Annotated in this window: 21 protein-coding genes; 7 read left to right on the top strand and 14 right to left on the bottom strand. The window is 70.0% G+C overall.

Going from position 1 to position 24,928, the window contains the following annotated elements; all coding sequences use genetic code 11:
* Window positions 1–170 precede the first annotated feature (170 nt).
* On the top strand, window positions 171–3,776 hold the full coding sequence (metH, locus tag JOD54_RS18570; protein ID WP_307860156.1) for a methionine synthase: 3,606 nt from the start codon (window positions 171–173) through the stop codon (window positions 3,774–3,776).
* Window positions 3,777–3,900: 124 nt separating this feature from the next.
* Here the strand turns inward: metH and JOD54_RS18565 are convergent, their stop codons facing one another.
* The 5 genes from JOD54_RS18565 to JOD54_RS18545 all read right to left on the bottom strand — a co-directional run bounded on the left by JOD54_RS18565 (window position 3,901) and on the right by JOD54_RS18545 (window position 6,642).
* Window positions 3,901–4,698 carry a TRAFAC clade GTPase domain-containing protein gene (locus tag JOD54_RS18565; RefSeq protein ID WP_204451741.1) on the bottom strand — a complete coding sequence of 266 codons (798 nt, stop codon included), beginning with the start codon at window positions 4,696–4,698 and terminating at the stop codon, window positions 3,901–3,903.
* A gap of 191 nt (window positions 4,699–4,889) precedes the next feature.
* Window positions 4,890–5,435 (bottom strand): hypothetical protein, encoded by a 546-nt coding sequence (locus JOD54_RS18560; RefSeq protein WP_204451740.1) that lies wholly within the window; start codon window positions 5,433–5,435, stop codon window positions 4,890–4,892.
* 72 nt (window positions 5,436–5,507) lie between these two features.
* Entirely contained in the window at window positions 5,508–5,831 is a 324-nt protein-coding gene (gene trxA, locus JOD54_RS18555; RefSeq protein WP_443601569.1) for a thioredoxin, read from the bottom strand.
* A complete protein-coding gene (locus JOD54_RS18550) occupies window positions 5,828–6,214 on the bottom strand; it encodes a MerR family transcriptional regulator (RefSeq protein WP_204451739.1) in 387 nt (128 codons plus the stop codon). Before JOD54_RS18550 ends, trxA begins: the two co-directional genes overlap by 4 nt.
* A 29-nt stretch (window positions 6,215–6,243) precedes the next feature.
* Entirely contained in the window at window positions 6,244–6,642 is a 399-nt protein-coding gene (locus JOD54_RS18545) for a DUF1801 domain-containing protein (protein ID WP_204451738.1), read from the bottom strand.
* 46 nt (window positions 6,643–6,688) lie between these two features.
* Between JOD54_RS18545 and dinB the strand changes: the two genes are divergently transcribed.
* Both dinB and JOD54_RS18535 read left to right on the top strand, forming a co-directional pair.
* Window positions 6,689–7,882, top strand: coding sequence for a DNA polymerase IV (gene dinB / locus JOD54_RS18540; RefSeq protein WP_204451737.1), 1,194 nt, complete (start codon window positions 6,689–6,691; stop codon window positions 7,880–7,882).
* 39 nt (window positions 7,883–7,921) lie between these two features.
* Window positions 7,922–10,375: a tetratricopeptide repeat protein gene (locus JOD54_RS18535; RefSeq protein WP_204451736.1), complete on the top strand. Its 2,454-nt coding sequence runs from the start codon at window positions 7,922–7,924 to the stop codon at window positions 10,373–10,375.
* Window positions 10,376–10,504: 129 nt separating this feature from the next.
* On the opposite strand, the gene JOD54_RS18530 is transcribed toward JOD54_RS18535, so the two are convergent.
* Together JOD54_RS18530 and JOD54_RS18525 are read right to left on the bottom strand one after the other, a co-directional pair.
* The gene (locus tag JOD54_RS18530; RefSeq protein WP_204451735.1) at window positions 10,505–11,068 is read right to left on the bottom strand and encodes a snapalysin family zinc-dependent metalloprotease; all 564 of its coding nucleotides are present in this window, start codon (window positions 11,066–11,068) and stop codon (window positions 10,505–10,507) included.
* Between the two features lie 231 nt (window positions 11,069–11,299).
* Entirely contained in the window at window positions 11,300–11,605 is a 306-nt protein-coding gene (locus JOD54_RS18525; protein WP_204451734.1) for a hypothetical protein, read from the bottom strand.
* Here JOD54_RS18525 and JOD54_RS18520 point away from each other — a divergent pair.
* Window positions 11,493–11,915 carry an NAD(P)-binding domain-containing protein gene (locus JOD54_RS18520; RefSeq protein ID WP_204456366.1) on the top strand — a complete coding sequence of 141 codons (423 nt, stop codon included), beginning with the start codon at window positions 11,493–11,495 and terminating at the stop codon, window positions 11,913–11,915. The genes JOD54_RS18525 and JOD54_RS18520 overlap by 113 nt on opposite strands.
* A 115-nt stretch (window positions 11,916–12,030) precedes the next feature.
* Here the strand turns inward: JOD54_RS18520 and JOD54_RS18515 are convergent, their stop codons facing one another.
* Window positions 12,031–14,451, bottom strand: coding sequence for a chitinase C-terminal domain-containing protein (locus JOD54_RS18515; protein WP_204451733.1), 2,421 nt, complete (start codon window positions 14,449–14,451; stop codon window positions 12,031–12,033).
* Window positions 14,452–14,856: 405 nt separating this feature from the next.
* Here JOD54_RS18515 and JOD54_RS18510 point away from each other — a divergent pair, with 405 nt between their 5' ends.
* Window positions 14,857–16,257, top strand: coding sequence for a M14 family zinc carboxypeptidase (locus JOD54_RS18510; protein ID WP_204451732.1), 1,401 nt, complete (start codon window positions 14,857–14,859; stop codon window positions 16,255–16,257).
* 508 nt (window positions 16,258–16,765) lie between these two features.
* Window positions 16,766–17,209: an anthrone oxygenase family protein gene (locus JOD54_RS18505; protein ID WP_307860155.1), complete on the top strand. Its 444-nt coding sequence runs from the start codon at window positions 16,766–16,768 to the stop codon at window positions 17,207–17,209.
* A gap of 238 nt (window positions 17,210–17,447) precedes the next feature.
* Here the strand turns inward: JOD54_RS18505 and JOD54_RS18500 are convergent, their stop codons facing one another.
* From JOD54_RS18500 to JOD54_RS18475, 6 genes are all read right to left on the bottom strand, one after another.
* Entirely contained in the window at window positions 17,448–17,693 is a 246-nt protein-coding gene (locus JOD54_RS18500; protein ID WP_204451731.1) for a hypothetical protein, read from the bottom strand.
* 515 nt (window positions 17,694–18,208) lie between these two features.
* Window positions 18,209–19,858 (bottom strand): glutamate--tRNA ligase, encoded by a 1,650-nt coding sequence (locus JOD54_RS18495; protein ID WP_204451730.1) that lies wholly within the window; start codon window positions 19,856–19,858, stop codon window positions 18,209–18,211.
* Between the two features lie 107 nt (window positions 19,859–19,965).
* Entirely contained in the window at window positions 19,966–20,385 is a 420-nt protein-coding gene (locus JOD54_RS18490) for a MarR family transcriptional regulator (RefSeq protein WP_239574777.1), read from the bottom strand.
* A gap of 73 nt (window positions 20,386–20,458) precedes the next feature.
* Window positions 20,459–21,268: a carbohydrate ABC transporter permease gene (locus JOD54_RS18485; protein WP_204451729.1), complete on the bottom strand. Its 810-nt coding sequence runs from the start codon at window positions 21,266–21,268 to the stop codon at window positions 20,459–20,461.
* Window positions 21,265–22,200 carry a carbohydrate ABC transporter permease gene (locus JOD54_RS18480; RefSeq protein ID WP_204451728.1) on the bottom strand — a complete coding sequence of 312 codons (936 nt, stop codon included), beginning with the start codon at window positions 22,198–22,200 and terminating at the stop codon, window positions 21,265–21,267. The genes JOD54_RS18485 and JOD54_RS18480 overlap by 4 nt, the downstream gene beginning before the upstream one ends.
* A 76-nt stretch (window positions 22,201–22,276) precedes the next feature.
* Window positions 22,277–23,557 (bottom strand): ABC transporter substrate-binding protein, encoded by a 1,281-nt coding sequence (locus tag JOD54_RS18475; protein WP_204451727.1) that lies wholly within the window; start codon window positions 23,555–23,557, stop codon window positions 22,277–22,279.
* Between the two features lie 208 nt (window positions 23,558–23,765).
* Between JOD54_RS18475 and JOD54_RS18470 the strand changes: the two genes are divergently transcribed.
* Window positions 23,766–24,854, top strand: a complete 1,089-nt coding sequence (locus tag JOD54_RS18470; RefSeq protein WP_204451726.1) for an ABC transporter ATP-binding protein — start codon at window positions 23,766–23,768, stop codon at window positions 24,852–24,854.
* Window positions 24,855–24,928 lie beyond the last annotated feature (74 nt).

The following is a 24,928-nucleotide window of genomic DNA, read 5'->3' as shown; positions in this document are numbered from 1 at the left end:
GCGGGGTGGGACGTGGCATCGGGGCCGGGCGGTTCGGGTAAAGTCGGTGCCCGAAGCCGAGAGGCGCTGCAACGGGTCGGGGGTGCCCCGCCCGCCACGCTCGGCTCAGGTCCACCCCTCGTCGGGCGGGCCACGCGGCAAGGGCGCCTCCGGATACCGGAGGTGTGCACGTGAGCGATCAAGCCCGGATCGACCGGCTGCGGGAGCTGCTCGGCCAGCGCGTCGTGGTGCTCGACGGCGCGTGGGGGACCATGCTGCAGGGCGCCTCGCTCACCGACGCCGACTACCACGGTGACCGCTTCGCCGACCACCCGCGCGACGTCGCGGGCGACCCCGACCTGCTCAACCTCACCCGCCCCGACCTGATCCTGGACGTGCACCGCCAGTACCTGGCCGCGGGCGCGGACATCACCACCACCAACACCTTCACCGCCTCCACCATCGCCCAGGCCGACTACGGCCTGCAGGACTACGCGGCGGAGATGAACCTGCGCGGCGCGCAACTGGCCCGCCAAGCCGCCGACGAGCTCGGCGACCGGTTCGTCGCGGGCTCGGTCGGGCCGCTGAACGTGACCCTGTCGCTCTCGCCCAAGGTGGAGGACCCGGCCTACCGCGCGGTCACCTTCGACCAGGTCAAGGCCGCCTACGCCGACCAGATCGCCGCGCTCGCCGAGGGCGGGGTCGACCTGCTGCTGATCGAGACGATCTTCGACACGCTCAACAGCAAGGCCGCCATCGCCGCGGCCCGCGAGGTGGCCCCCGAGCTGCCGCTGTGGATCTCGGTGACCATCGTCGACCTGAGCGGGCGCACCCTGTCCGGGCAGACGGTCGAGGCGTTCTGGCGCTCGGTCGAGCACGCCGAACCGCTGATCGTCGGGGTCAACTGCGCGCTGGGCGCCGAGCAGGTCCGCCCGCACGTCGCGGAGCTGTCGCGGCTGGCGGGCACCTACGTCGCGACCCACCCCAACGCCGGTCTGCCCAACGCGTTCGGCGGCTACGACGAGACCCCGGCCGAGACCAGCGGGCTGCTGACCGAGTTCGTCGAGTCCGGCATGGTCAACCTCGTCGGCGGCTGCTGCGGGACCACGCCGGCGCACATCGCCGCGATCGCCGAGTCCGTGCGCGGCCTGGCGCCGCGCACCGTTCCCGAGGTCGAGAAGGCCAGCCGGTTCAGCGGCCTGGAGCCGTTCGCGATCGGCGCCGACACCGGGTTCGTGATGATCGGCGAGCGCACCAACGTCACCGGGTCGGCCAAGTTCCGCAGGCTGATCGAGGGCGACAACCACCAGGCCGCGGTGGACGTGGCGCTCGACCAGGTGCGCGGCGGGGCGAACCTGCTCGACGTGAACATGGACGCCGACCTGCTCGACAGCGAGCAGGCGATGACCACCTTCCTGAACCTGATCGCCACCGAGCCCGAGGTGGCGCGGATCCCGGTGATGGTCGACAGCTCGCGGTGGAGCGTGCTGGAGGCCGGGCTCAAGTGCGTGCAGGGCAAGGGCGTGGTCAACTCGATCAGCCTCAAGGAGGGCGAGGAGCAGTTCCTGGCCCAGGCGCGCGCCATCCGCGACTACGGCGCGGGCGTGGTGGTGATGGCCTTCGACGAGAAGGGCCAGGCCGACACCACCGAGCGCAAGGTCGACATCTGCGCGCGGGCCTACGACCTGCTCACCCAGCGGGTCGGGTTCCCCGCCGAGGACATCGTGTTCGACCCCAACGTGCTGGCCGTGGCGACCGGCATCAGCGAGCACAACGGGTACGCCAAGTCGTTCATCGACGCGCTGCCGCTGATCAAGCAGCGCTGCCCGGGGGCGCGCACCTCCGGCGGCATCTCGAACCTGTCGTTCTCCTTCCGCGGCAACGACACCGTGCGCGAAGCGATGCACTCGGCGTTCCTGCTGCACGCGGTGCGGGCGGGCCTGGACATGGGCATCGTCAACGCCGGTCAGCTGGTGGTCTACGAGGACATCCCCAAGGACCTGCTGGAACTGGTCGAGGACGTGCTGTTCGACCGGCGCGAGGACGCCACCGACCGGCTGGTCGAGTTCGCCGAGACGGTCAAGGGCTCCAAGACCAAGCGCACCGTCGACCTGTCGTGGCGCGAGGGCCCGGTCGGCGAGCGGCTGTCCTACGCGCTGGTGCACGGGATCGTGGACTTCATCGAGGCCGACACCGAAGAGGCGCGCGCGGGGCTGCCGCGGCCGCTCGAGGTGATCGAGGGCCCGCTGATGGACGGCATGAAGATCGTCGGCGACCTGTTCGGGTCCGGGAAGATGTTCCTGCCGCAGGTGGTCAAGAGCGCGCGGGTGATGAAGCGCTCGGTGGCCTACCTGGAGCCGTTCATGGAGGCGGAGAAGGAGAAGGCGCGGCTGGAGGGCCGCATCGACACCAGCCGCGGCCAGGGCAAGGTCGTGCTGGCCACGGTCAAGGGCGACGTGCACGACATCGGCAAGAACATCGTCGGCGTCGTGCTCGGCTGCAACAACTACGAGGTGATCGACCTCGGCGTGATGGTGCCCGCGTCGGTCATCCTCGACACCGCGGTCGCCGAGGGCGCCGACGTGGTCGGGCTGTCCGGGCTGATCACGCCGTCGCTGGACGAGATGGTGACCGTCGCGGGCGAGATGCAGCGGCGCGGCCTGAAGCTGCCCGTGCTCATCGGCGGCGCGACGACCTCCCGGCAGCACACCGCGGTGCGGATCGCGCCCGCCTACGACGGCACGACGGTGCACGTGCTCGACGCGTCCCGGGTCGTGGGGGTGGTGTCGAACCTGATGGACACCACGCGGGCCGACGAACTGGACACGGCCAACCGGGCCGAGCAGGCGGCGCTGCGCGAGGCGCACGAGAACCGGCACGCCAAGCCGCTGCTGACGCTGGCCGAGGCCCGGCTCAACCGCGAACAGGTCGACTTCGCCGACCTGCCGACCCCGACGTTCACCGGCGTCCGCGAGGTCAGCCCGTCGCTGGCGGAGCTGCGCGCGATGGTCGACTGGCAGTTCCTGTTCCTGGCCTGGGAGCTCAAGGGCAAGTACCCGGCGATCCTGGACCAGCCGGTCGCCCGCGAACTGTTCGACGACGCCCAGGCGATGCTCGACGAGATCGGCCACCGCTTCCGCTTCCAGGGCGTCTACGGCTTCTGGCCCGCGTTGTCGGACGGCGACGACCTGTTCGTCGACGGTGTCCGCTTCCCGATGCTGCGCCAGCAGACCCAAAAGCCGGAGAACCGCCCCAACCGCTGCCTGTCCGACTACGTCGCCCCGTCCGGCGATTACCTGGGTGGTTTCGCGGTGTCGGTGCACGGCGCCGAGGAAATGGCCCGCGAGTACGAGGCCGTCCAGGACGACTACAAGGCCATCATGGTCAAGGCCCTCGCCGACCGCCTCGCCGAGTCCTTCGCCGAATGGGTCCACCTCCAGGCCCGCCGGGAGTGGTTCGAACCCGACGCCACCCCCGACCTGGCTGACCTCCACGCCGAGCGCTACCGCGGCATCCGCCCCGCCCTCGGCTACCCCGCCAGCCCAGACCACACCCTCAAGCGCCCCCTGTTCGACCTGCTCGACGCGGAAGCCCAGGGAATCCACCTCACCGAGTCCTACGCCATGACCCCAGCGGCAGCGGTCAGCGGCCTGATCTTCGCCCACCCAGACAGCCGCTACTTCACCGTCGGCCGGGTGGGCAAGGACCAGATCACCGACTATGCCACGCGTACGGGGACGGACCTGTCCGAAGTGGAGCGTTGGCTGCGCCCCAACCTGGCCTACGAACCCAAGTAGGTCCACTGTGGCCTGGCGGGTGCGCGCGACCCCTTGAGTGGTGGCGCGCGCTCGCTGGCCGCTCCGGTTGGCACAGCAGGCGGACAACGTCAGCCCGTACTGGCACCGACGAGGCGGACTTCGCTCAGCCGCGCTTGGCCGCGGTCTCGGCGTTGCGCATCACCCAGTCGACCAACCCCGCGCCGCGGTCGCCGACCGACAGGCGGTTCTCCACGATCGCGGGTGCCGAGGTGACCGTGAACGACACGGACGCGTACTCCGTGCGCAACTGCTCGACGACCTTCTCCAGGATTTCGACCGCCTGGGGATACCCGCGACCAACGGTGGTCAACGCGGGAACCGCGGGGTGCTCGTCGATCTGGAACAACCCCACCTCCGGCCGCTGCAGTTCGGGCAGGGCGATGACGAGGTCCGCCTTCGACAGGATGATCAGCAGCGGCATTCGAGCCGACGACCCCGCGGCCTGCCGCCGCAGGCGCGCCACCAGTTTCAGGTCCTCGACATCCGCCGCGACCCGCTCCCGCGCGTCGGGCTTGAGGAGGTCTCCCAGCGGGATCACGTGCGCCACGGCGTGCGCGGACAGGACGTACTCGAGGTAGCCGGGGTCGTTGTCGCTGTTGGGCTCCAACTCCATCCAGTGCTCGCCCGCGGAGTCCCCGATCTCCAGGTCGACCACCGTCCGCTTGGCCTCGATCTTCCCGGAGTAGGTGGACACCACACCCCGCACCGTCGACTTCGGCCACAGGCCCGCGGGGATGTTGCGGATCGCCCGGTACACGGAGATGGCCGACCGCGACTCGGCGGTGAACTCGATCCCGGGCCGCCGCTCGTTCATCAGCACGTCGAGGAGCAACACGCTGAACACAGTCTTGCCCACCTGCGGCAATCCGGTCACCGCGACGCGGAAGCTCAGCGTTCGCACCTCCCCGATGCCACGGAGTTGCAGGAATTGCATCACTGCGATAGCCAGTAGAGATCCACCCAGCGCGAGCCAGACCCACCAGTCTCGCGAGGGGTCCTCGGAGGTCAACAGATTGACGGCAGCCGCGGTGACAACGCCGATCGCGGCCACGAGGACAGGCAGATCCCGCCGCGCCGGGGACAGGGGCGCCATCACAGGTCCTTCCAGATGGCGCGGGCGGCCATCCCGCACAGGATCGCACCCACGACGAACGCCGCCACCCAGTGCAGCCACGACGGGGCGCTCTGCTGGATTCCCACCGCCAACTCCTTGAGCTCGCCGAGGTCGCATGGCGGCGCGCAGCCCGCGACCTCGGAGGTGAGTCTGCCAGTGGCCGCCATGTCGTCGGCCCGGATGGCTATCGCGGTCTCGGCGGGCATCGCGAGGAACGCGACCAGGCCGACGCGCTCCCAGGGCGGTCGGCGGTCGGCCATGGCCTTGACCATGACGGCGAACCCGACCGCGGCGAGGCCGAAGGCCATGTCCACCAACGAGAAGCCTGCCAGCACGTCCTGTCCCCGGCTGTTGCGGGTGATCGCGAGGACAAGCCAGGGGAACAGCAGCGGGGCGATGACGATGACGAGCAGGTCGATCACCCTGCGGTCCTCGTAGCCGCTGGGGGCGCCGACCGGGGTGCGGGCCGCTCGGGTGAAGGGGACCTGGTGGGGTAGGTCCGCGCCGTCTTCCGCGGCAGTCACGAGTGCGGCTCCGTTTCGGCTGGACTGGCCGCGCGCGGCGGCACAGCCTAGATCGTCACGGAGCGGGGAGTGTTACTCAGGGGCGACCGCGGCGAGGGCCTTGTCGAGTTCTTCCAAGAGTCGCGCCTTGGGGCGGGCGCCGACGAAGGTGGCTATGGGTTGGCCGTTGTGGAAGAGGATCAGGGTCGGCAACGACATGACCTGGTAGTCGCGGGCGACGCCGGGGTTTTCGTCGGTGTTGACCTTGACGATGGTGATCGGGCGTTCTTGGGCGATCTGGTCGAGGACGGGGGCGATCATGTGGCAGGGCGGGCACCACTGGGCCCAGAAGTCGACCAGGACCGGGCCTTCGGTGGTCAGGACAGCTTCGGCGAAGGTGGCGTCTGTCGCGATCACGGGGTCTCCACTGTGCAGGTCGGGTGCGGCTCACGGGCCAGGGCGGCGGCGAGTTTGCGGGTCAGGTCCGCGCGCAGGTCGGTGAGCTGGTCCAGGCACGCCTCGACGTCGGCCAGTTTGCGGCGGTAGACCTCCACGGAGTCCGCGCACGCGTCACCGGCGGTGTTGCCCGCGCGCAGGCAGGCGACGAACGGGCGGGTCTCGGCGAGGCTGAAACCGGCGGCCTGCAGTGCGCGGATCTCGGCGACCACGCGCACGTCGTCCTCGTCGTAGGAGCGGTAGCCGTTGGCGGCGCGCTGGGCGGCGAGCAGGCCCTGCGCCTCGTAGAACCGCAGTGCCCGCGTCGTCGTCCCGGCCCGTTTGGCCAGCTCACCAATCCGCATGGGACCGACGGTAAACGTTGCCGCTCACGTCAACGCAAGCGTTTCGCCTCGGCCGCGATCTCGTCGGCGTTGGCCTTGAAGTGCTCGCGCTTGGCCACCGCCTCGCGCACGTAGTCGCCGACGCGGGCGGTGTCGATCTCGGTGCCGAGGGTGAAGTCCCAGGTCATCAGGGTGGACGTGCCCCGGCGCAGCACCTTGAGCGGGTCGTCGAGCAGCACGCCCCAGAGGAACCGCAGGCAGGCGCCGCGTTTGGTGACGTTGATGCCCGCCACCCAGTGCCGCCACCCGCCGTCCACCGTGTACATCAGCAGCCCGTACTTCACCGCGACGTCGAGTTCGTGCGCGGCGCTGACGGCCTCGTGCAGCGTGAGCACCGCGGCGGCCTCGTCGGCGGTGTGGCGGTGCGCGTACTCCTCGGCGACGGTCATGCGCACACGGTAGCTGACCTGCGGCGTTGACACCCCATGCGAACATATGTTCGTGTCGAACGAGGGCCCGATCCTGCACGCCGACCTGGACGCGTTCTACGCCTCGGTCGAGCAGCGCGACGACCCGGCGCTGCGCGGGCGGCCGGTGATCGTCGGCATGGGCGTGGTCCTCGCGGCCAGCTACGAGGCCAAGGCGCGCGGGGTGCGGACCGCGATGAACGGCCGCCAAGCACGGCTGCTGTGCCCGGACGCGATCGTCGTGTCACCGCGGATGTCGGCGTACTCGGCGGCGTCGAAGGCGGTGTTCGAGGTCTTCCGCGACACGACGCCACTGGTGGAGGGCATCTCCATCGACGAGGCGTTCCTGGACGTGGGCGGACTGCGCAAGATCGTCGGCCCGCCCCGGGTGGTCGCCGCGGACCTGCGCGCGGCGGTGGCGAGCCGGGTGGGGCTGCCGATCACCGTCGGGGTCGCCAGGACGAAGTTCCTCGCGAAGGTCGCCAGCGGTGTCGCCAAGCCGGACGGGCTGCTGGTGGTCCCGCACGACGCGGAGTTGGCGTTCCTGCACCCGCTCCCGGTGGAACGCCTGTGGGGAGTCGGCGCGGTCACCTCCGGCAAGCTGCGCGCGCACGGCATCACCACCGTCGGGCAGGTCGCCGCGTTCGACGTCCGCGAACTCGTCAGCATGCTCGGCGTCGCCGCCGGACGGCACCTGCACGCCCTGGCCCACAACCGCGACCCCCGCCGGGTGCGGGTCGGGCAACGCCGCCGATCCATGGGATCCCAACGGGCCCTGGGCTCCCGCCGCCGCACCTTCACCGAACTCGACGAGTTCACCGCGGGCCTGGTCGACCGCCTCGGCCGTCGCCTGCGCGCCGCGGGCCGAGCCTGCCGGACCGTGACCCTGCGCCTGCGCTTCGCCGACTTCTCCCGCGCCACCCGGTCGCACACGGTGCCCAAACCCACCACCAGCACCGCGACCATCCTGACCGCCGCCCGCGGCCTGCTCACCGCCGCCTGGCCCATGATCGCCGACCGGGGCATCACCCTGATCGGCCTCTCCCTCTCCAACTTCGACGACGACGCGGTGCAACTGGAGTTGCCCTTCGCGGGGCCAGACCTGGCCGCCCTGGACACCACCCTCGACTCCCTGCGCACCCGCTTCGGCTCCTCAGCGGTGACCCGCGCGGCACTGCTCAAACACCCCGACCCCGTCGAGATGCCGCTGCTCCCGGACTAGCGTGTCGCGGCGGGGCGTGGAGTGGTCCACAGTTGGTGGATGCGTGAGCGAGGCCCCGATCCCGCTGCTCGAGTGGTGAACCGCGCGGAGGGGCAGATCGGCAACCTGGTGCAGGCGGGCCACATCGATCAGGTTGTCTTCCCGCCGCCGGAGCGGGTCGGCGTCGCCGTGGTGCACCGGGTGCGCGAGTCGGAAACAGCGGGCGAGGTGTTCGTCGGCCGCGCGCAGGTCGTCGAGCAGGTCGCGACCGCCTACGAGCGCGGGGTGGGAGGCGTCGTCCTGGCGGGAATGGGCGGCGTCGGCAAGACCACCGTCGCCCAGCACGCCGCCGTGCAGGTGGTGCGGCAGGAGTGGTTCCCCGGCGGGGTCTTCTGGGTCGACATGCACGGCTACAGCGCCGAGCGGCAGGTACCGGCCTCGGCGGTGTTCGGCCCCTTGTTGCGGGTCTTCGGTGTCCCCGGCGAACAGATCCCGACCGACACGGGCGAACAGGCCGCGGTGTACGGGCAGGTGCTCGACCAGTTCGCCGCTCAGGACTCCGGTGTGCTGCTGGTCTTCGACAACGTGGCCGCAGGCGACCAGGTGCGCGACCTGCTCCCCCGGCAGGCCCCGCACCGCTGGTTGGTGACCACGCGCGACACCTTGCACCTGCCTGCTGCCGCGCGGGTGGACCTTGACGTCCTCGCGTCGGCCGAGGCGTGTGCGCTGCTGGATGAGGTCCTGGGGACTGCGAGCGATCCGCACGAGTTGGCTGCCGCGTGTGGCGGCCTCCCGCTGGCACTGCGCATCGCCGCGGCGTTGCTCCTCGACGAACCCGAGCTGACACCTGGTGAGCTCGCGCGGCAGTTGCGGCAGGCTCCCGGGGTGGAGGGGTACGCCAGGGGTGAACAGGCGCTGGCAGCGGTGTTCGACTGGTCTTGGCTCCGCCTGGTCGAGCACCACCCCGACCGGGCTCGCTTGCTGCGGCTGGTGTGCGTGGCCCCCGGGCCGGACGTCTCCACCGCCTCCGCGGCCGTTCTCGCCGAGTGCCAGGTGGATCAGGCCAGGGTCGCGCTCCGCGGCCTGCGGCACGCGTACCTGTTGCGCCCCACCGGCTCCGACCGTTGGGGACCGCACGACCTCATCCGCGCGCACACCACCAACCGCGAGGCTCCCGGTCTTGACGCAACTGGCCTGGCAGCGTCGCGCGCGCGGTTGTTCGAGCACTTCGCGCAGACCGCCAACGCCGCTGACGAGCGGCTGCGCGCACTACCGGGCGACCGGGTCGAGGGTCGTTTCGCCGACTCGGTCGAAGCACTCCAGTGGCTCGACGCGGAACGCGCCTGCCTGGTGGACGCGGTGATCGAAGCCGCCACCACCGACGACCACGAGCACGCAGCCCGGTTGGGCACCGCGCTGTCGACGTACCTGACCTGGCGGTGGTACCTCACGGACCTGGTCACCGTGGCGACGCACGCGCGCGCCAGCGCCACCCACCTCGACCGGGGCACCTTCGCCAACTGCACGGTGATCCTCGCCAACGCCCTCAGCAGGAGCAGGCGGTTCGACGAGGCAGTGGTCCTCCAAGTGAGTGCCGCGACCGTGTACAGCGAGGCGGGCGACGCGGGCGGGGAAGCGGCGACGTGGAACAACCTGGGCAACATCCTGCTCAACCTGCGTCGGATCGGCGAATCCGTTCAGGCACACGCGCGGGCTCGCGAGCTCTACCGGGCGATCGGGGACCCTCGGAACGAGGGTGCGGCGCTGAGCAACCTGGGTCTCGCACTGCACGAGTCCCGGCGGTTCGAAGAAGCCCTGGCGGTGCTCGAGCACGCGAGCGAACTTTTCGGGGACCTCGGCGACCGGCGCGGCGAAATGGTGGCCCGTGCCAGCGCCGGAGCTGTCCTGCGCGAGGTGGGGCGGTTGGACGAGGCGGCAGTCGCGCTCCAGATCGCGCTGGACGCGGCGCTGGAGATGGAGGACGTGTACAGCGAGGCCACCGCGCGCGACAACCTGGCGGCGACGATCGCTTCGGCGGGACGCCCGGGCGAGGCGATCGCCGTGTACGAGCGGAACCTGGCTTTGGCCGAGCGGTTGGGTGACCGGCACATGGAAGGGTTGACCTGGAACAACTTGGGCTCGACCTTCCGGGAGGCGGGGCAGCTCGACCGCGCGGTGGTCGCGCACGGGCGCGCCGAGGAGCTGTTCCGGGCCAATGGCGAGCGCTACCTCGAGGCGGCGGCGGCGAACAACGCGGCCGTCGCGCAGCTCGATGCGCAGCTGTTCCAGGCAGCCGCCGACACCCTGCTCCGAACCGAGCAGCTGTTCCTGGACTCCGGTGACGGCGGTGGCGTGGCCGTGGTGCTGCAGAACCTGGGCCGCGCGATGTGGGGGCTCGAGCGACCGACCGAGGCGAAGGCGTACTGGAGTCGCGCCAGGACAGCGTTCCTCGAGCTCGGCGACGTGGCGGGCGCCGCGCGGATGGAGCAGAACCTCCGCCGCGAGATCGGGTGACCGGATCGGCGGGGATCGGGCCGCGGGAAGGCCGAAGCCCCGGCGGGTGGGACGCCCGCCGGGGCTTCGGGTGGTGCGGTCTACGCGGCTTGGGACTGGCCGGGGGACAGACCGCGGGGGGTGGGCTGGTCAGCCCGTGTAGGGGCCGGACTTCACGGTGGGGGCGAAGGCGGCGAGGCGGCCACCGGCCAGCTGGTTGACCCGGGCCGCTTCCTGGGCGTTCGGGTACGGGTTGCGGCAGGAGGTGCCCGCGGAACCACCGGACATCAGGTAGGAGCAGACGCCGTTGTAGTTGTCGGGCAGGCCGAGGCCGTGGCCCATCTCGTGGGCGACGATGCGCAGGGCGTCGTTGCCCGCGGCGACGTCGCGGGTGTCGATGTAGATGGTGGCGCAGCCGAAGCCGCAGGGGTAGGCCCGCGAGCCGCCGCCGGTGGTGGCGGAGATGCGGATGGTGGCGCTGCCACCGCGGACCAGGCGCAGGTTGGGCGCCTTGGAGTTCCAGATCTGGGCGGCCTGGTCGGCCTGGGCGCTGTAGGAACTGGCGCTGTAGTACACCGTCCGCACGGCCGCGGCCGCGGGTGCGGCCACCGAGGAGGAGGCGGGGGCGGCGGACGCGGTGGCGGTCAGCCCGGCGAGACCGAGGACCAGGGTGGCACCCGCGATGAGGACGCGCGTGTATCCACGCAGGGACATAAGGCACTCCTAGCGTTTGCGATGCAGGGAAAGTGTTCTCGCGAACACCGGCTCACCGAGTGTAGGAATCCGCATCACGGCCAGATATAGGGCGACCACATCAAGTGGCCTTATTACGCCGTGCAGGTTCACATAACCGCAGGTGGCGTGGGCTGATCGGGTACCCCAAAGGCGACAAGTGGGGATTTCCCAGATGTAACGGGACGTTTGTCCAGCGTACAAGAGGAATTCTCAACCACGCAGTGCGTCACCGTGTTCGAGGACCCAGTCCCCCATTGCGCGCAACGGGCCGTCGACGAAGCTCACGCCCAGTGCCGACAACGCGTACTCCACCCGGGGAGGGGCTTCGGCGAACACCCGCCCATCCACACCTACCGTTCGGTGCGCGTCGAACTGCTTACCGTCGGCGGCATGCGAATCGGGAATCCTCGGCACCGGCGCGGTCGCCACCGCTCTCGGTGCGGCTTGGGCCACAGCGGGCCACCACATCACCATCGCGGGTCGCTCACCCGCGCGCGCATCGGCGCTCGCGGACACCTGGGGCACCACAGCGGCAACGTTGCGGGAAGCGGCGGAGATCGCCGAACGCAGCGGCGCGCACGTGGTCAAGGCGTTCCACCTGTTCCCCGCTGCGCACTGGGCCGACGCCGCGGGCACGGTCGTCCCCCTCTGCGGCGACCACCAACCGGCCTTGGACACCGCGGCGGCCTTGGTGCGCGACCTGGGCGCCACCCCGGCCGTGCTCGGCCCGCTGAGCCGGGCAAGGCAGCTGGAGGAGGTCGCGGGCTTCGTCATCGGCCTCGCCTTCGCGGGGACCAACCCCAACGCGGCCATCCCCAGCACCTGACCAAAAGGAGGACCGGCCCCGGGGCAGGGTTTCCCAGGGCCGGTCCGAGTGGACCGCGGGGCGACCACCGGGCCGGGTACACCGGCGGCCGTCCCGCGTTGCTGTTACCAGGACATCAGCAGGCGCCGAGGTCCTGCCACACCCCCCACTGCCCACTCAGGTCGGGCCGGTCACCCTGGGTCCACCACTTGTTCTTGTACTGGCGGCCGTTGTAGGACACGGTCTGGCCGCCCGCCGCGTAGACCTTGGCCGCGTCCCAGGCGGGGGCGGTGCAGGTCGGCGGCTTGGTGGTGGTCGTGGTGGTCGTCGTCGTGGTGGTCGTGGTGCTCGACGACGGCGGGGTGGTGGTGGTCGTCGTCGTGGAGGACGACGGCGGGGTGGTGGTCGTCGTGGTCGTCGACGACGGCGGGTTGGACCCGCCCGTGCCGCGCAGGTACTCCTGCGCCGCGGTGTAGGACTTGCCGCCGAAGGTGATGGTGATGTTCGACGGGGTCGCGATCGGCAGGTAGTAGGACAGCTGCACCTCGGCGCTGGCGCCCGGCGCCAGGCTCTGCCAGGACGGCAGCTTCAGCGAGAAGCGGTGCAGGTCGCCCTTGATGCCACCGATGTTGGGGCCGGTGTGGCCGGTGGAGACCACCGACAGGCTCCAGCCGGACTGCTGCCCGATGGTCGGCGGGGCCGAGGTGCCGTAGTCGAACTGGATCTCGGTGCCGCCGGGCAGGGTCTGGGTCGAGGAGTTGGTGACCTTGGCCTTGGGCGTGATCGGGTAGTTCGCGTCGCCGACCGGGAAGCCGCCGAGCTGGAACTTCACGTCCAGCACGTCGCTGGGCATGGTGATCTTGGCCTTGCCGGCGCCGTAGGGCGAGGCGGTCTTGAACTTGTCGTAGAGCAGCGTGGTCAGCGTGTTGCCCATGAACCACTCGCCCTTGGTCTGGTCGTAGGCGTAGTCACCGGCCAGCTCCCAGATCATGATGCCGCCGAGGCCGCGGTCGACGACGTACTGCGCCTTGGTGCCCAGCGACTGCTCGTCCTCGGTGGAGAGGAACACCTTCTTCTGCGCGTTCCACAGCCACGGCGCGACCAGGGTCGAGTCGTAGTTGCGGGCGTAGCTGCCGGTGATCCGGTCCTCCGGCTTGTTGACCGGGTCGAGGCCGTAGGACGCGGCGTAGCTGCCGACCTTGCCCTCTTGCAGGTTCTTGGTGTGCCACAACGGGTTGGAGCCCGCGGGGACCTCGCTGCCCTTGGTGTCCTCGTCGTGCCACAGGTTGTCGATGCCGATGGCGCCGTTGCCGCAGGACACCTTCGACCCGACCGTGCCACCGGTACCCGGCGGGCACTTCGTCTGGTCCGGCAGCGGGGCAGAACCCCACAACCCGTTGGTACCACCGGAGACGTTCTGCCAGCCGCGGGTGTAGTACGGCACGCCGAGGTTGATCCGGCCCGCACCCATCGCACCTCTGAAGTAGTGGTACGACCAGTCGCTGTTGAGGTACCCGAGACCCGCGTACTGCGAAGTCGTGTAGTACTGCCAGAACTGCAGCTCCGCGTCCTTGCCGTCGTCGTAGAGCGCCGCGTTCGGGCCGACGAAGTTGTTCCACGCGCCGTGCAGGTCGTAGGTCATCATGTTGAGGTAGTCCAGGTACTGGGTGACCTGGTAGGTCTCCTGCCCGCGCAGCATGTAGCCGGAGGAGGGCGCGGCGACCGAGAGCGAGTAGTACTTGTTGTCCGCGACCGCGGCCGCGTCCAGCTTCTCGCGCAGCGTCTTCATCAGCGTCACGTACCCGGCCATCAGCTTGGCCCGGCGCGCGTTGGAGAAGGAGAAGTCGTCGGGGTTGCCGGAGTTGGGCATCGAGGTCGCGTACTCGTAGTCGATGTCCACGCCGTTGAACCCGTACTTGCGGATGAACTCGACCGCCGAGTCGGCGAAGGTGTTGATCTTCGCGGCGGAGTCGGTCATGGTGTAGAAGCCGCCGTCGGCCACGCGCTTGCCGTCAGCGCCGAGGTAGCCACCGGTCTCGGCCCAGCCGCCGATGGAGATCAGCGTCTTGACGTTCGGGTACTGCTTCTTGTACTTGGTGAGCAGGTTGAAGTGCCCCTTGTAGGGCAGCGACGGGTCCATCTCGGCGCCCGCGACGCCGGGCCAGGTCATGCCGGTGGCGGCGTTGTCCGGGCCGTCGGGGCCGACGGAGACCTTGCCCGCGCCGTCGATGTGCGCGAAGGCGTAGTTGATGTGGGTGATCTTCGTCCACGGGATGTTGCTGGCCAGGTAGGCGGGCTGGCCGTTCTTGCCGGTGCGCCAACTGGTGAAGTAGCCGATCACGCGGCGCGGGTGGTCCGCGCCCATCTTCTCGCGACCGTCGGTGTCGTAGGCCAGACAGTAGGGCACCGCGAGGTTCGCGGTGGTGGCCAACCCGTCCGGGCGGCAGTCGTTGTTGTCGGCCGCCGCGGCCTGGTTGCTCGGCGCCGCGGCGATCGCGACGGTGATACCGGAGAGCAGAGCCAGCAAGAGGAGCAGGGGAAGGCTCTTTCTGACCACGCTTCACCTCCTGGGGGACATTGGAGCGCAGGGATGCAGGGATGTGCATGTGATCGTAATTGGTCTAAACCAGCTAACTCAACCGGTCTAGACCAATTATTTCCTTCCCAGTTCCCACGGGCTTCACTCACCGGTCATCGGATGATCGCGTGAATCGCCGGCCACTCACGCCGACTTATGGTCCGACGTGGACGGTCGAGGGGCGTCGCCGCTGGTGAGGTGATCCCATTTTCCCAGTACCGGCATAGGGATCCGCTATGCATTGTTGGGATGGGCGCGCCGACCCGGGCATGGTGCACGCTCGGTGAGATCCGATCGCGCGCGGTGCACCACGGCGCGCGACCCGCTGCGAGCCACGGCCCCACCCTGCCCCGGGGACCGGGCTCGCGACCGCGAGGAGGCAGGGTGTCGATCACCCGACGTTCCGCGCTGGCGATGACGGTGGCCGCCGCGGCGGCCACAGCCGTGCTCGCCGGAGCATTCCCGGGGGCCTCCGCGGCCCCCTCCCCCGCCGCGCCGCAGCCGAGCACGAGCTACCTGTACCGCGTCAGCGGCGGCGCCGCCCAGTCGGAATCGCTGCTGCGCGCGGGCTTCGACGTGCTCGAAGAGCGCCAGGGCGCGGACCTGTTCGTCATGGGTTCGGCCGAGGTCGGCACCCGGCTGCGCGCGGGCGGCTACCGCACCGCCGTCGAGCAGGTGCTGCCGCCGCTGAACTGGGCGCCGCCGGCGCGCAGTGGCCAGGCGGCGACGCTGGACGCCGCGGTGGCCGAGGAGACCTACTACGGCGGCTACCGGACGGTCAACGCCCAGTACGCCCACCTCGACCAGGTGGCCCGCGACCACGCCGCGCTCGCGACCGTCGTCGACTACGGCGACTCGTGGCGCAAGACCCGCGGCTCCGGCGGCTACGACCTCAAGGCCATCTGCATCACGAAGAAGAACGCAGGCGACTGCGCGCTGTCGACCTCCGCGCCCAAGCCCCGGCTGTTCGTGATGGGTCAGCTGCACGCGCGCGAGATCACCACCGGTGACGCCGCCTACCGCTGGATCGATCACCTGACCGACGGCTACGGCACCGACACCCAGGTGACGAACCTGCTCAACAGCACCGAGGTCTGGGTGGTGCCGATCGCCAACCCCGACGGGGTCGACATCGTGCAGCGCGGCGGTTCGTACCCGTACCTGCAGCGCAAGAACGCCAACAACACCAACGGCTCCGGCTGCGGCACCACCGGCGGGTCGAGCCAGGTCGGCATCGACCTCAACCGCAACACCAGCTCCGGCTACGGCGTCGGCAGCAGCACCCAGCCGTGCTCGGAGACCTACCGCGGCGCCAGCGCCAACTCCGAGGTCGAGACCAAGGCCCTGCAGTCGCTGTGGCGCTCGCTCTACAAGGACCGGCGCGCGACCGGCACCACCGCGGCCGCGCCAGCCGACACCACCGGCATGGTCGTGAGCATGCACAGCTACTCGAACATGGTGCTGTTCCCGTGGGGCTTCAACTCCTCGGTGAAGTCGGGCAACGACGCGAGCCTGCGCGCCATCGCCAGGCAGATGGCGTCGCTGGCCGGTGGCTGGCGCTACGGGCAGCCCGGGGAGATCCTCTACAACGCGGGCGGCGCGACCGACGACTGGGTCTACGACGAGCTGGGCGTGTCGAGCTTCGTGTGGGAGATCGGCAACCCCAGCGGCAGCTGCTCCGGGTTCACCCCGGCGTACTCCTGCCAGACGAGCCTGTACTGGCCGAAGGTCAAGGGCATGCTGCTCTACGCGGCGAGCAAGACGGCCCGACCGTACGGCAGCTGACTCGACGTCCTGGCGGGCCGGTGCGACCGGCCCGCCGGGACGCGGTACCACCGCGGGGGCGCCCAGTCGACACAGGGGCGGCGGCACCCCCACCTCCGCCTGGGCGATGCCTGCGCCCCCGCGGAGGCCATGGCGGGGGCCGGGCGCACCCTCACGCGCCCGGCCCCCGCGACTTTTTTCCCGGGTTTCTCCACACTTGGCCGCCAGTCCCTGCCCACGGCGGGGGCGGACGCTCTATGGTGTACCCGTTCCCCCGGGAGGGCGCCTGACCGACGGGAACGCGTTCACGGGTCCGTGCCCTCGCTGAGACCCGAGCGCCGGGTCTGGTCGCGTCATGCAGGGGCGCGACCAGACCCTGTAAATCCCCCCTCTGGCAAATCCCCCCAGCGGCAATTCGGTGTATGCCCCCCGGCCGCGCTGTGGACCGGTCCACCCCCGGTCGGTGGCCACCCCCGCCCCCGTCCGGCTGATTTCCTCCGCGCGTGGACGAACCGCTAGCCTGTCCACCGTGGACGCCCTGGAGATCGCCGCGGCAGCGGCCGCCGTCGGGTCGGGCCTGATGGCCGGGCTGTTCTACACCTTCTCCGTCGTGGTCATGCCCGCGCTGGCGCCGCTGCCCGCCGAGGTCGGCGTGGCGACCATGCGCTCGGTCAACCGCGTGATCATCAACCCGCTGTTCCTCGTCCCGTTCCTGGGCACCGGTGCGCTCGGCGTGCTGCTGGCGATCACCGGGCCGTGGCCGAGGGTGCTGGGCGCCGCGCTCTACCTGGTCGGGGTGTTCGTGGTGACCGGGGTGCGCAACGTGCCGTGGAACACCGAGTTGGACGCGCTCACGCCGGGCACCGCCGAGGCAGCCGAGTACTGGCCCGGCTACCTGCGGCGGTGGACGGCGTGGAACCACGTGCGAACGGTCGCCTCGACAGGGGCGGCCGTGGCGTTCGTGGTCGGGTGACCCACGGTCGGGTGCGCTCGCCAGCACGGGTGTGCTCGCGTGCGCACCGGTCATCGCGGCACTGACTATCGCGCCGACCGGTGATCATCGAAAGCCGCCGAGCGAACCAGTGGGTTGCGCCCGCGCGCGGCGCGCGGCGCTTCCGTAGCCCCTCCCCGGCGAAGGCCGGGGGGACGCCGGATCCGACGTCATGGTTGGCCAATACACTGATATTCCGAAATGCGCCGATCTGCTCGCCTCAGTCGCACTCGACGAGCGGGACCAGCGGCGCGGGGACCGGCGGGGTTTCGCGCAGGCGGCGGCAGAGCTGTTCGACGAGGTGGTCGTTGGCGTCGTGGTCATTGGCGTCGGCGTTGGCGAGGAAGAATCGCAAGAGCGCCTCGGCGGCGTCCGCGCGGTCGACGATGACCGGGTCGCTCACCGGTCTCGGGTAGTCCGATCCGGCAATGCGGTCCGCGGTCCCCTCGTAGACATTCTCGCGCATATCCCCCACCCCCTCGAGGTGCCGCCCAGTGGCGGTCATGCTGCCAGAATGCCACCCGAACGCCACAGGGTGATCACGATCGGGTGAATTAGGCCGATCTTTTTCCGAACCGCCGGTGGAGGTACCGCCACCCTACCGCCATAACACGGCCGAACGGGGGATCACCCGTGAAAAAATAAAAACCAAAAGTGCAAGTTGCAATCCCATTGCCTGCGCACCCGGGCATAACACCTGACCATTACATGGACGCTATATTAGCGGACCTGAACAATCCGACGTGGAACGTCGGATCCGATCATTGGTCGCGTGGCGCTAAGGAAGTCACCCCGACACCGGGCGGTACGGCGCCGGTCCCACCCGGAAGTCGATTTCCAGCGAACCGACTCGCCCCGCACCGCACCGCCACGTCCCGGCGGCCACCCCCTGGACCGGTCCACCCCGGCCGGGTACGGGCACCACGAACACCGGTGGCGTCCACAGCGGAGCTGTGGACGCCACCGGTGGTCAACTCCGGGTCAGCCCGCCAGGGCGCGCAGCCTGCGCAGCGTCTCCTCGGCGCCGAGGGCCTGGCTGATGGCGTGCAGGTCGGGGCTGCGGGTCGAGCCGCTCAGGGCGACCCTGACCAGCTGCGAGGCCTCCCTGATCGAGCCGGGGTAGGCGTCGGGGTTCTTCTTGTAGTCCTTGGGGCTGCCCGCGAAACCGTGCTTGGCGGCCAGCTCGCGGATCTGGTTGAACCACTCCTGCGCGTCGTCGGCGTGCTGGTAGCCGTCGGCCAGGTCGCCCGCGAAGGTGGTCACGACGTCGGCGGCGACACCGAGCGGGGTGACCCGGTCGTCGGTCGGGCCCGCCAGCGGGGTGAACAGGCTGGGCAGGAAGAACCCGTAGGCCGAACGGAAGTCCGACCACTTGCGCAGGTCCTTGCGCGGGTTCTCCACGCCCTCCCGCTCCACGGCGATCGCCCGCAGCGCCTCGTCGCGCTGCGCGTCGAGGGCCGCGGCCAGGTCGGCGTCGTGGTGGCGCGCCCACGCCAGCACGGCCTCGAACACCTGCTCGCTGGTCAGCGTCGCGATGTGGTCGGCGCTGATGTCCTCGAGCTTCACCAGGTCGACCAGCGGACCGGCGACCCCGCACTGGTCGAGCCGGATCGGGGTGGCCAGCGCCTCGTCCAGCGGCAGCTCGGCGAGCCGACCGTTGGCCAGGCCGCGCAGGTAGTACAGGATCGCCCTGGCCGGGTAGCCCGCCTCGATGTAGAAGTCGACGCCCGCCTCGGGGTCCTTGCGCTTGGACAGCTTGCGCTTGCCGCCGGGGATCTGCTTCATCAGCGGCGCGATGTGCGCGTACGGGATCGGCTCGAAGCCCAGCGCGGCGAACAGCTGCAGGTGCAGCGGCACCGACGAGATCCACTCCTCGCCGCGCACCACCAGCGAGACCCGCATCAGGTGGTCGTCGACCGCGTGCGCGAAGTGGTAGGTGGGCAGCCGGGGCGAGGTGTCGGAGGACTTGAGGATGACCGCGTCGTTGCGGTTGGCCTCGGCCTCGAGCGCGCCGCGGATCTCGTCGGTGAAGCGCACCCGGGGCTCGGTGTCGTCGGGCACCCGGAAGCGGACCACGTAGGGCGCGCCCTCGGCCAGCTTCGCGGCCACCGCGGCCGGGTCCGCGTCGCGCCAGATCGCCCAGGTCCCGTAGTACCCGGTCGGCAGCTTCGTCGCCTGCTGCCTGGCGGAGATGTCGGCGAGCTCCTCCTTGGTGGCGAAGCACAGGTAGGCCTTGCCCTCCCGCAGCAGCTCGCGCACGTAGGTCAGGTAGATCCGCTCGCGCGCCGACTGGTGGTAGGGCCCGTACTCCCCCGCCGCGTCCGACTCGTCCGGGTGCAGGTCGAAGTAGTCGAAGGCCCGGGTGAACTGCGCCACCGCCCCCTCGACCTCGCGGGACTGGTCGGTGTCCTCGACCCGCACGAAGTACACCCCGCCGGAGCGGCTGGACACGTCCTTGTCGATGGTCGAGACGTACACCCCGCCGATGTGCACGAACCCCGTGGGCGACGGCCCGAACCGGGTGACCCTGGCGCCCTCGGGCAACCGCCGCGCCGGGTACTGCCGCTCCCAGTCCCCCGGCTCCGGCAGGTCCGCCGGGAACAGGGCATCAACAACAGCGCGCTCGACCATGATCAGGTCCGTCTCACTTCCGGGGTCCGTGCTGGGAATCGGCGGCCAGCTTAGCAATCGCAACTCCGCACCGACCGGCTCGCCCGCTCGACCGGGTGACGACCGGGCTACTCGGCGGACCCCGCCCGACCTGCGATCCGATCCCGCAGCGGGCGCCGCGCCAGTGCCTCCTCCAGCGCTGCGAGCACCGCGCTCAGCGGGTGGGGCAGCTCCGCGTCCAGCTCGGTCGCCGCGGCCGCGGTCGCGGCCCACTCGGCGTCGACGAACGGCAGCAGGTCGAGGGCACGGTCGGTCAGCCGCACGATCCGCTGTCGGGCGTCGGCGCCCGGTTCCAAGGTCACCAGGCCGTCGCGCCGCAACTGGGCGACGGTCTGGCTCGCGGCGGAGTGCGTGACGCCGACCCCGGTCGCCAGGCCCCGGATGGACCGGGGACCGTCGGCGGCGAGCAGGCGCAGGTAGGGGCTGAACCGCGGCCGGTACCAGCCGAGACCCGCGTCGGCGTATACCCGGGCGACGTCGGCCTCCATCAGCTCCAGGACGTGCCGCAACCGGGTGCCGATGGCCTGCGGGTCGCTCACCGGGTGGAGATTACTTGACCCCCTACTTCACCCCGCCCGAGGTCAAGCCCGCCACGATCCGCCGCTGGAACACCAGGACCAGCACGACCAGCGGGATCGTGACGATCACGCCCGCGGCCATCTGGGTGCCGAACGGCGAGTCGAAGTTGGTGGTCCCGGTGAACTGGCTGGTGATCACCGGCGCCGTCTTGAGCTCGTTCTTGTTGACCACCGACAGCGCGATGATGAACTCGTTCCACGCGGCGATGAACGTGATGATCGCGGTGGTGAACACCCCGGGCGCGGCCAGCGGCAGGATCACCCTGCGGAAGGCCCCGGCCGGGGTGCAGCCGTCGATCTGGGCGGCCTCCTCGAGCTCGTGCGGCATCTGCCGGAAGAACGCGGTCAGGTTCCACACCGCCAGCGGCAGCACCCACCCCACCGACGGCACGATCATCGCCTGGTAGGTGTTGATCCAGCCGATGCCGGAGAACAGCTCCAGCAGCGGCACCAGTAGCGAGATGCCGGGGAACATGCTGGTGGCGATGATCAGGGCCAGCACGACGTACTTCCCGCGGAACTCCAAGCGCGCCAAGGCGTAGCCCGCGAACGTGGCCAGCAGCAGCACGAGCGCGGTGGTCACCCCGGCGACGACGAAGCTGTTGAGTAGCGCGCGCAGGAACCCGTTGCCACTGGCGAAAGCCGCGCGGTAGGACTCCAGCGAGATCGGGTCCGGCAGCGGACCGGAGTCGAAGATGTCGCTGGTGCGGCGCAAACTCGACACCAGCATCCAGTAGAACGGCGCCAGGCAGTACACCACGATCGCCGCGATACCGAGGTAGCGCCACCTCATCGCTTCCGCCTCTCCTTGGTGCCGAACACATCGGCACCCAGCAGCCGCACGAACGCGAAGGCCACCAAGGCGACGTAGACGAACAGCACGACCGCGTACGCCGACGCGGGTCCGTACTTGCCGAACTTCACCGCTTCCTCGAAGGCCAACACGGTCACGGTGTCCGTAGCGCTCTTGCCCGGCCCGATGAGGGTGTAGGGCAGGTCGAACATGCGCAGCGTGTCGAGCACCCGGAACAGCACCGCGACCAGCAGCGTCGGCTTGACCAGCGGGAGCGTGATGGCGAAGAAGGTGCGCCACGGCCCGGCGCCGTCGAGTCGGGCGGCCTCGTAGATCTCGGCGGAGATCACCTGCAACCCGGCGAGCACGAGCAACCCGATGAACGGTGCGGTCTTCCAGGTGTCGGCGATGACGACGGCGAACCACGCCTGGACGCCGTCCGTCGTCCACAGCACCGGCGCACCGGGAAGCAGGTCGTTGGCGACGCCGTCGGCCTGGAACACCCAGCGCCACAACAGACCCGCGATCGCGGTCGGCACCGCCCACGGGACCAGGATCGCCGCGCGCACCAACGCCCTGCCGCGGAACGCGCGGTGCATCACCAGCGCCATCAGCACACCGAGGACCACCTCGATCGACACCGCGACGACGGTGAAGGTCGTGGTGTTGGCCAGGGCGTTGAGGAACCGGTCGGCGGTCTCACCGGTGAACATGTCGGTGAAGTTCTCGATGCCGACGAACCGGACGCCCTGCACGAGCAGGCCGGTCTCCGGGTCGACGCCGTCGTTGCGCTGGTAGAAGGCCAACCGCACAGCGGAGATGATCGGGTAGAGCACGACGAGGCCGAGCACCAGCAAGGTCGGTGACACGAGCAGCGCGGCGAGCCGCCCAGCACCCGCGCGGCGGCCCGGCGCGGCGGAACCCGGTTCCACCGGGGCGAAAGTGACCACAGCCGACCTCCAGGAGGGCAGGCGGCGGGGCCTGGGGGTACCCCACCGCCTGCCTGGCTCACTTGGTGAGTGCCTCGAGCTTGCCCTGCAACGACTTCAGCGCCTCGTCAACGGGCGCGTCACCGCTCATGGCGCCGTAGGCGGCTTCCTGGATCGCCCGCGACACCTCCTGGTACTTGACCACCCCCGGTCGCTTCTTCGCGCCCTCGATGCTCTTCTTGAGCTGCGTGAGGTACGGGAACTTGGCGACCAGGTCGGCCTCGTCGTAGAGCGCGGACCAGGTCGGCGCCTGCGAGGTCTTCTCCAGGTTCTTGCGCTGCTGCTGCTCGCTGGCGGAGTACTTGATGAAGTCCACGGCGGTCTTCTTGTTCTTGGTGAAGGCGCTGACCGCGTAGTTGTGCCCGCCCAACGACGACGCGCCGGGGCTGTCGAGCCCCGGCAGGGGCGCGACGGCGAACTTGCCCGCGACGGCGGAGGACCCGTCGGTGGCGCTGGCCTTGGCGTACTGGTAGGGCCACTGGCGGTGGAACAGCAGCTCGCCCGCTTGGAACGCGCGCCTGCCTTCCTCCTCCTTGAAGGTGCGGGCCTTCTGCGGGATCAGACCCGACTTGACGCCGTCGACCAGGAACTGCAAACCCTTGCGCGCGGCTTCGGTGTCCAGCGTCGGCTTGCCGTCCTCACCGACGACGGAACCACCCGCGGAGTTGACGGCCTCGCTGAAGTTGACCGTCAGGCCCTCGTACTTCTCGAACTGCCCGGCATAGCAGGAAACCCCCGGTGCCGAGGGCAGGACCTTGGCGCACGCCTCGGCCAGCTGCGACCAGGTCGTGGGCGCTTGCAGTCCCGCGGCGTCGAGCAAGTCCTTGCGGTAGTACAGGAGTCCGCCGTCTGAGGTGATCGGCACGGCGTAGAGCTTCTTGAAGTACTTGCCGGTCTCGACGGTGGCGGGGAGCAACTCGCCCAGCGGGAAGTCGTTCTCCGGCAGGGGAACCACCCACTGGTTGGCCGCGAACTCGGCCGTCCACACGACATCGAGGTTGAGCACGCCGTACGCGTCGGACTTGGTCTGGGCGTTCTGCACCATCTGCTGGCGCTGCGCGTCGGCGTCCTCCGGCAGTTCGATCACCGTGACCTTCTGGTCCGGGTGCGCGGAGTTCCACTCGTCGACCTGGTTCTGCAGGTTGCCCGAGGTGTCCTTGCCGGTGACCAGGGTGATCGGCCCGATGCCCTCGAGCGCTTGGGTGGGCGGCGGTTGGCCCGCGGTGTCCGATCCGCACCCGCTCGCGCCCAGCACCAGCGCTGCGGCGGCGATCACGGTGAGTCGGCGGTACCGGAACATGAGCCCTCCTGAATGCGCGGCGGGGTTCGCACTGTTCTCCCACCGGTACACGCCGGGAAATGCACAAGTGCACCTCGTTACCGTTTCGTGACCACCCGGTGCGGCATTCGGATGACGCTTTCGGGCAATGCCCGCCATTCGCCTGGTGCGTTCGGCGGGGATGCGGCACCCTGGTGGGCCCGTGTGCGATCTGGACGTGAGGTGACCGATGGCCGAAGTGCGGTACGAGACGGCGTCGCGGGTGTACCCCGGTTCGCCACCGGTGCGCGCGGTCGACGGGCTCGACCTGTCCATCGACGACGGTGAATTCCTGGTGCTGGTAGGGCCTTCCGGCTCCGGCAAGTCCACCGCGCTGCGGATGCTGGCCGGTCTGGAGGAGGTCGACGAGGGCCGGGTGTGGATCGGTTCGCGCGATGTCACCGCGATCCCGCCGAAGGGCCGGGATATCGCGATGGTGTTCCAGTCCTACGCGCTCTACCCCCATATGACGGTCGCCCAGAATATGGGGTTCGCTTTGAAGTTGCAGGGGTTGACCAAAGCGGCCATTTCGGAGAAGGTGCTCGAGGCCGCGCGCCTGCTCGACCTGGAGCCCTACCTCGGCCGCAAACCCAAAGCGCTCTCCGGCGGCCAGCGGCAACGGGTCGCGATGGGCCGGGCGATCGTGCGCGACCCGGCGGTGTTCCTGATGGACGAACCGCTGTCGAACCTGGACGCGAAACTGCGGGTGGAGACCCGGGCGAACATCGCCGCGCTGCAGCGCAGGCTGCAGACCACCACGATCTACGTCACCCACGACCAGGTCGAGGCCATGACCATGGGCCACCGGGTCGCGGTCCTCAAGGACGGCGTGCTCCAGCAGTGCGACACCCCCCGAGCCCTCTACGACCGCCCCGACAACGCTTTCGTGGCGGGCTTCATCGGCTCCCCGTCGATGAACCTGCGCACCACCGCCATCACCGAAGCCGGGGCGACCATCGGCGGCCTCGTGGTGCCCCTCCCCCGAGAAGCCCTCGCCGCCGTCACCACCGGCGAGGTCACCCTGGGAATCCGCCCCGAATCCCTCACCCCGGTCACCACAGACACCCCCGGCTTCGACGTCGTGGTGGAACTCGTCGAAGAACTCGGCGCCGACGCCCTGGTCCACGGGTCCCTCCCCCAAGACCCCGACCCCACCCGAGTGGTCATCCGCGTCGACGGCCGAACCCCACCCACCCTCGGCGACACCATCCGAGTGGCCATCCGCAACCCGGACGAACTCCACCTCTTCCACCCGGAAACCGGCGATCGGGTGATCTAGAACCTCGGAACGGCCGTTCTGCTGGTCGGCCTACACCATCCGCCCACCGGCTGTCACGACGGTTGATCGGTCGC

The sequence above is a fragment of the Actinokineospora baliensis genome, from assembly GCF_016907695.1.
In the GTDB taxonomy this organism is placed as follows: domain Bacteria; phylum Actinomycetota; class Actinomycetes; order Mycobacteriales; family Pseudonocardiaceae; genus Actinokineospora; species Actinokineospora baliensis.
This window is presented reverse-complemented; position numbering and strand designations above follow the sequence as displayed.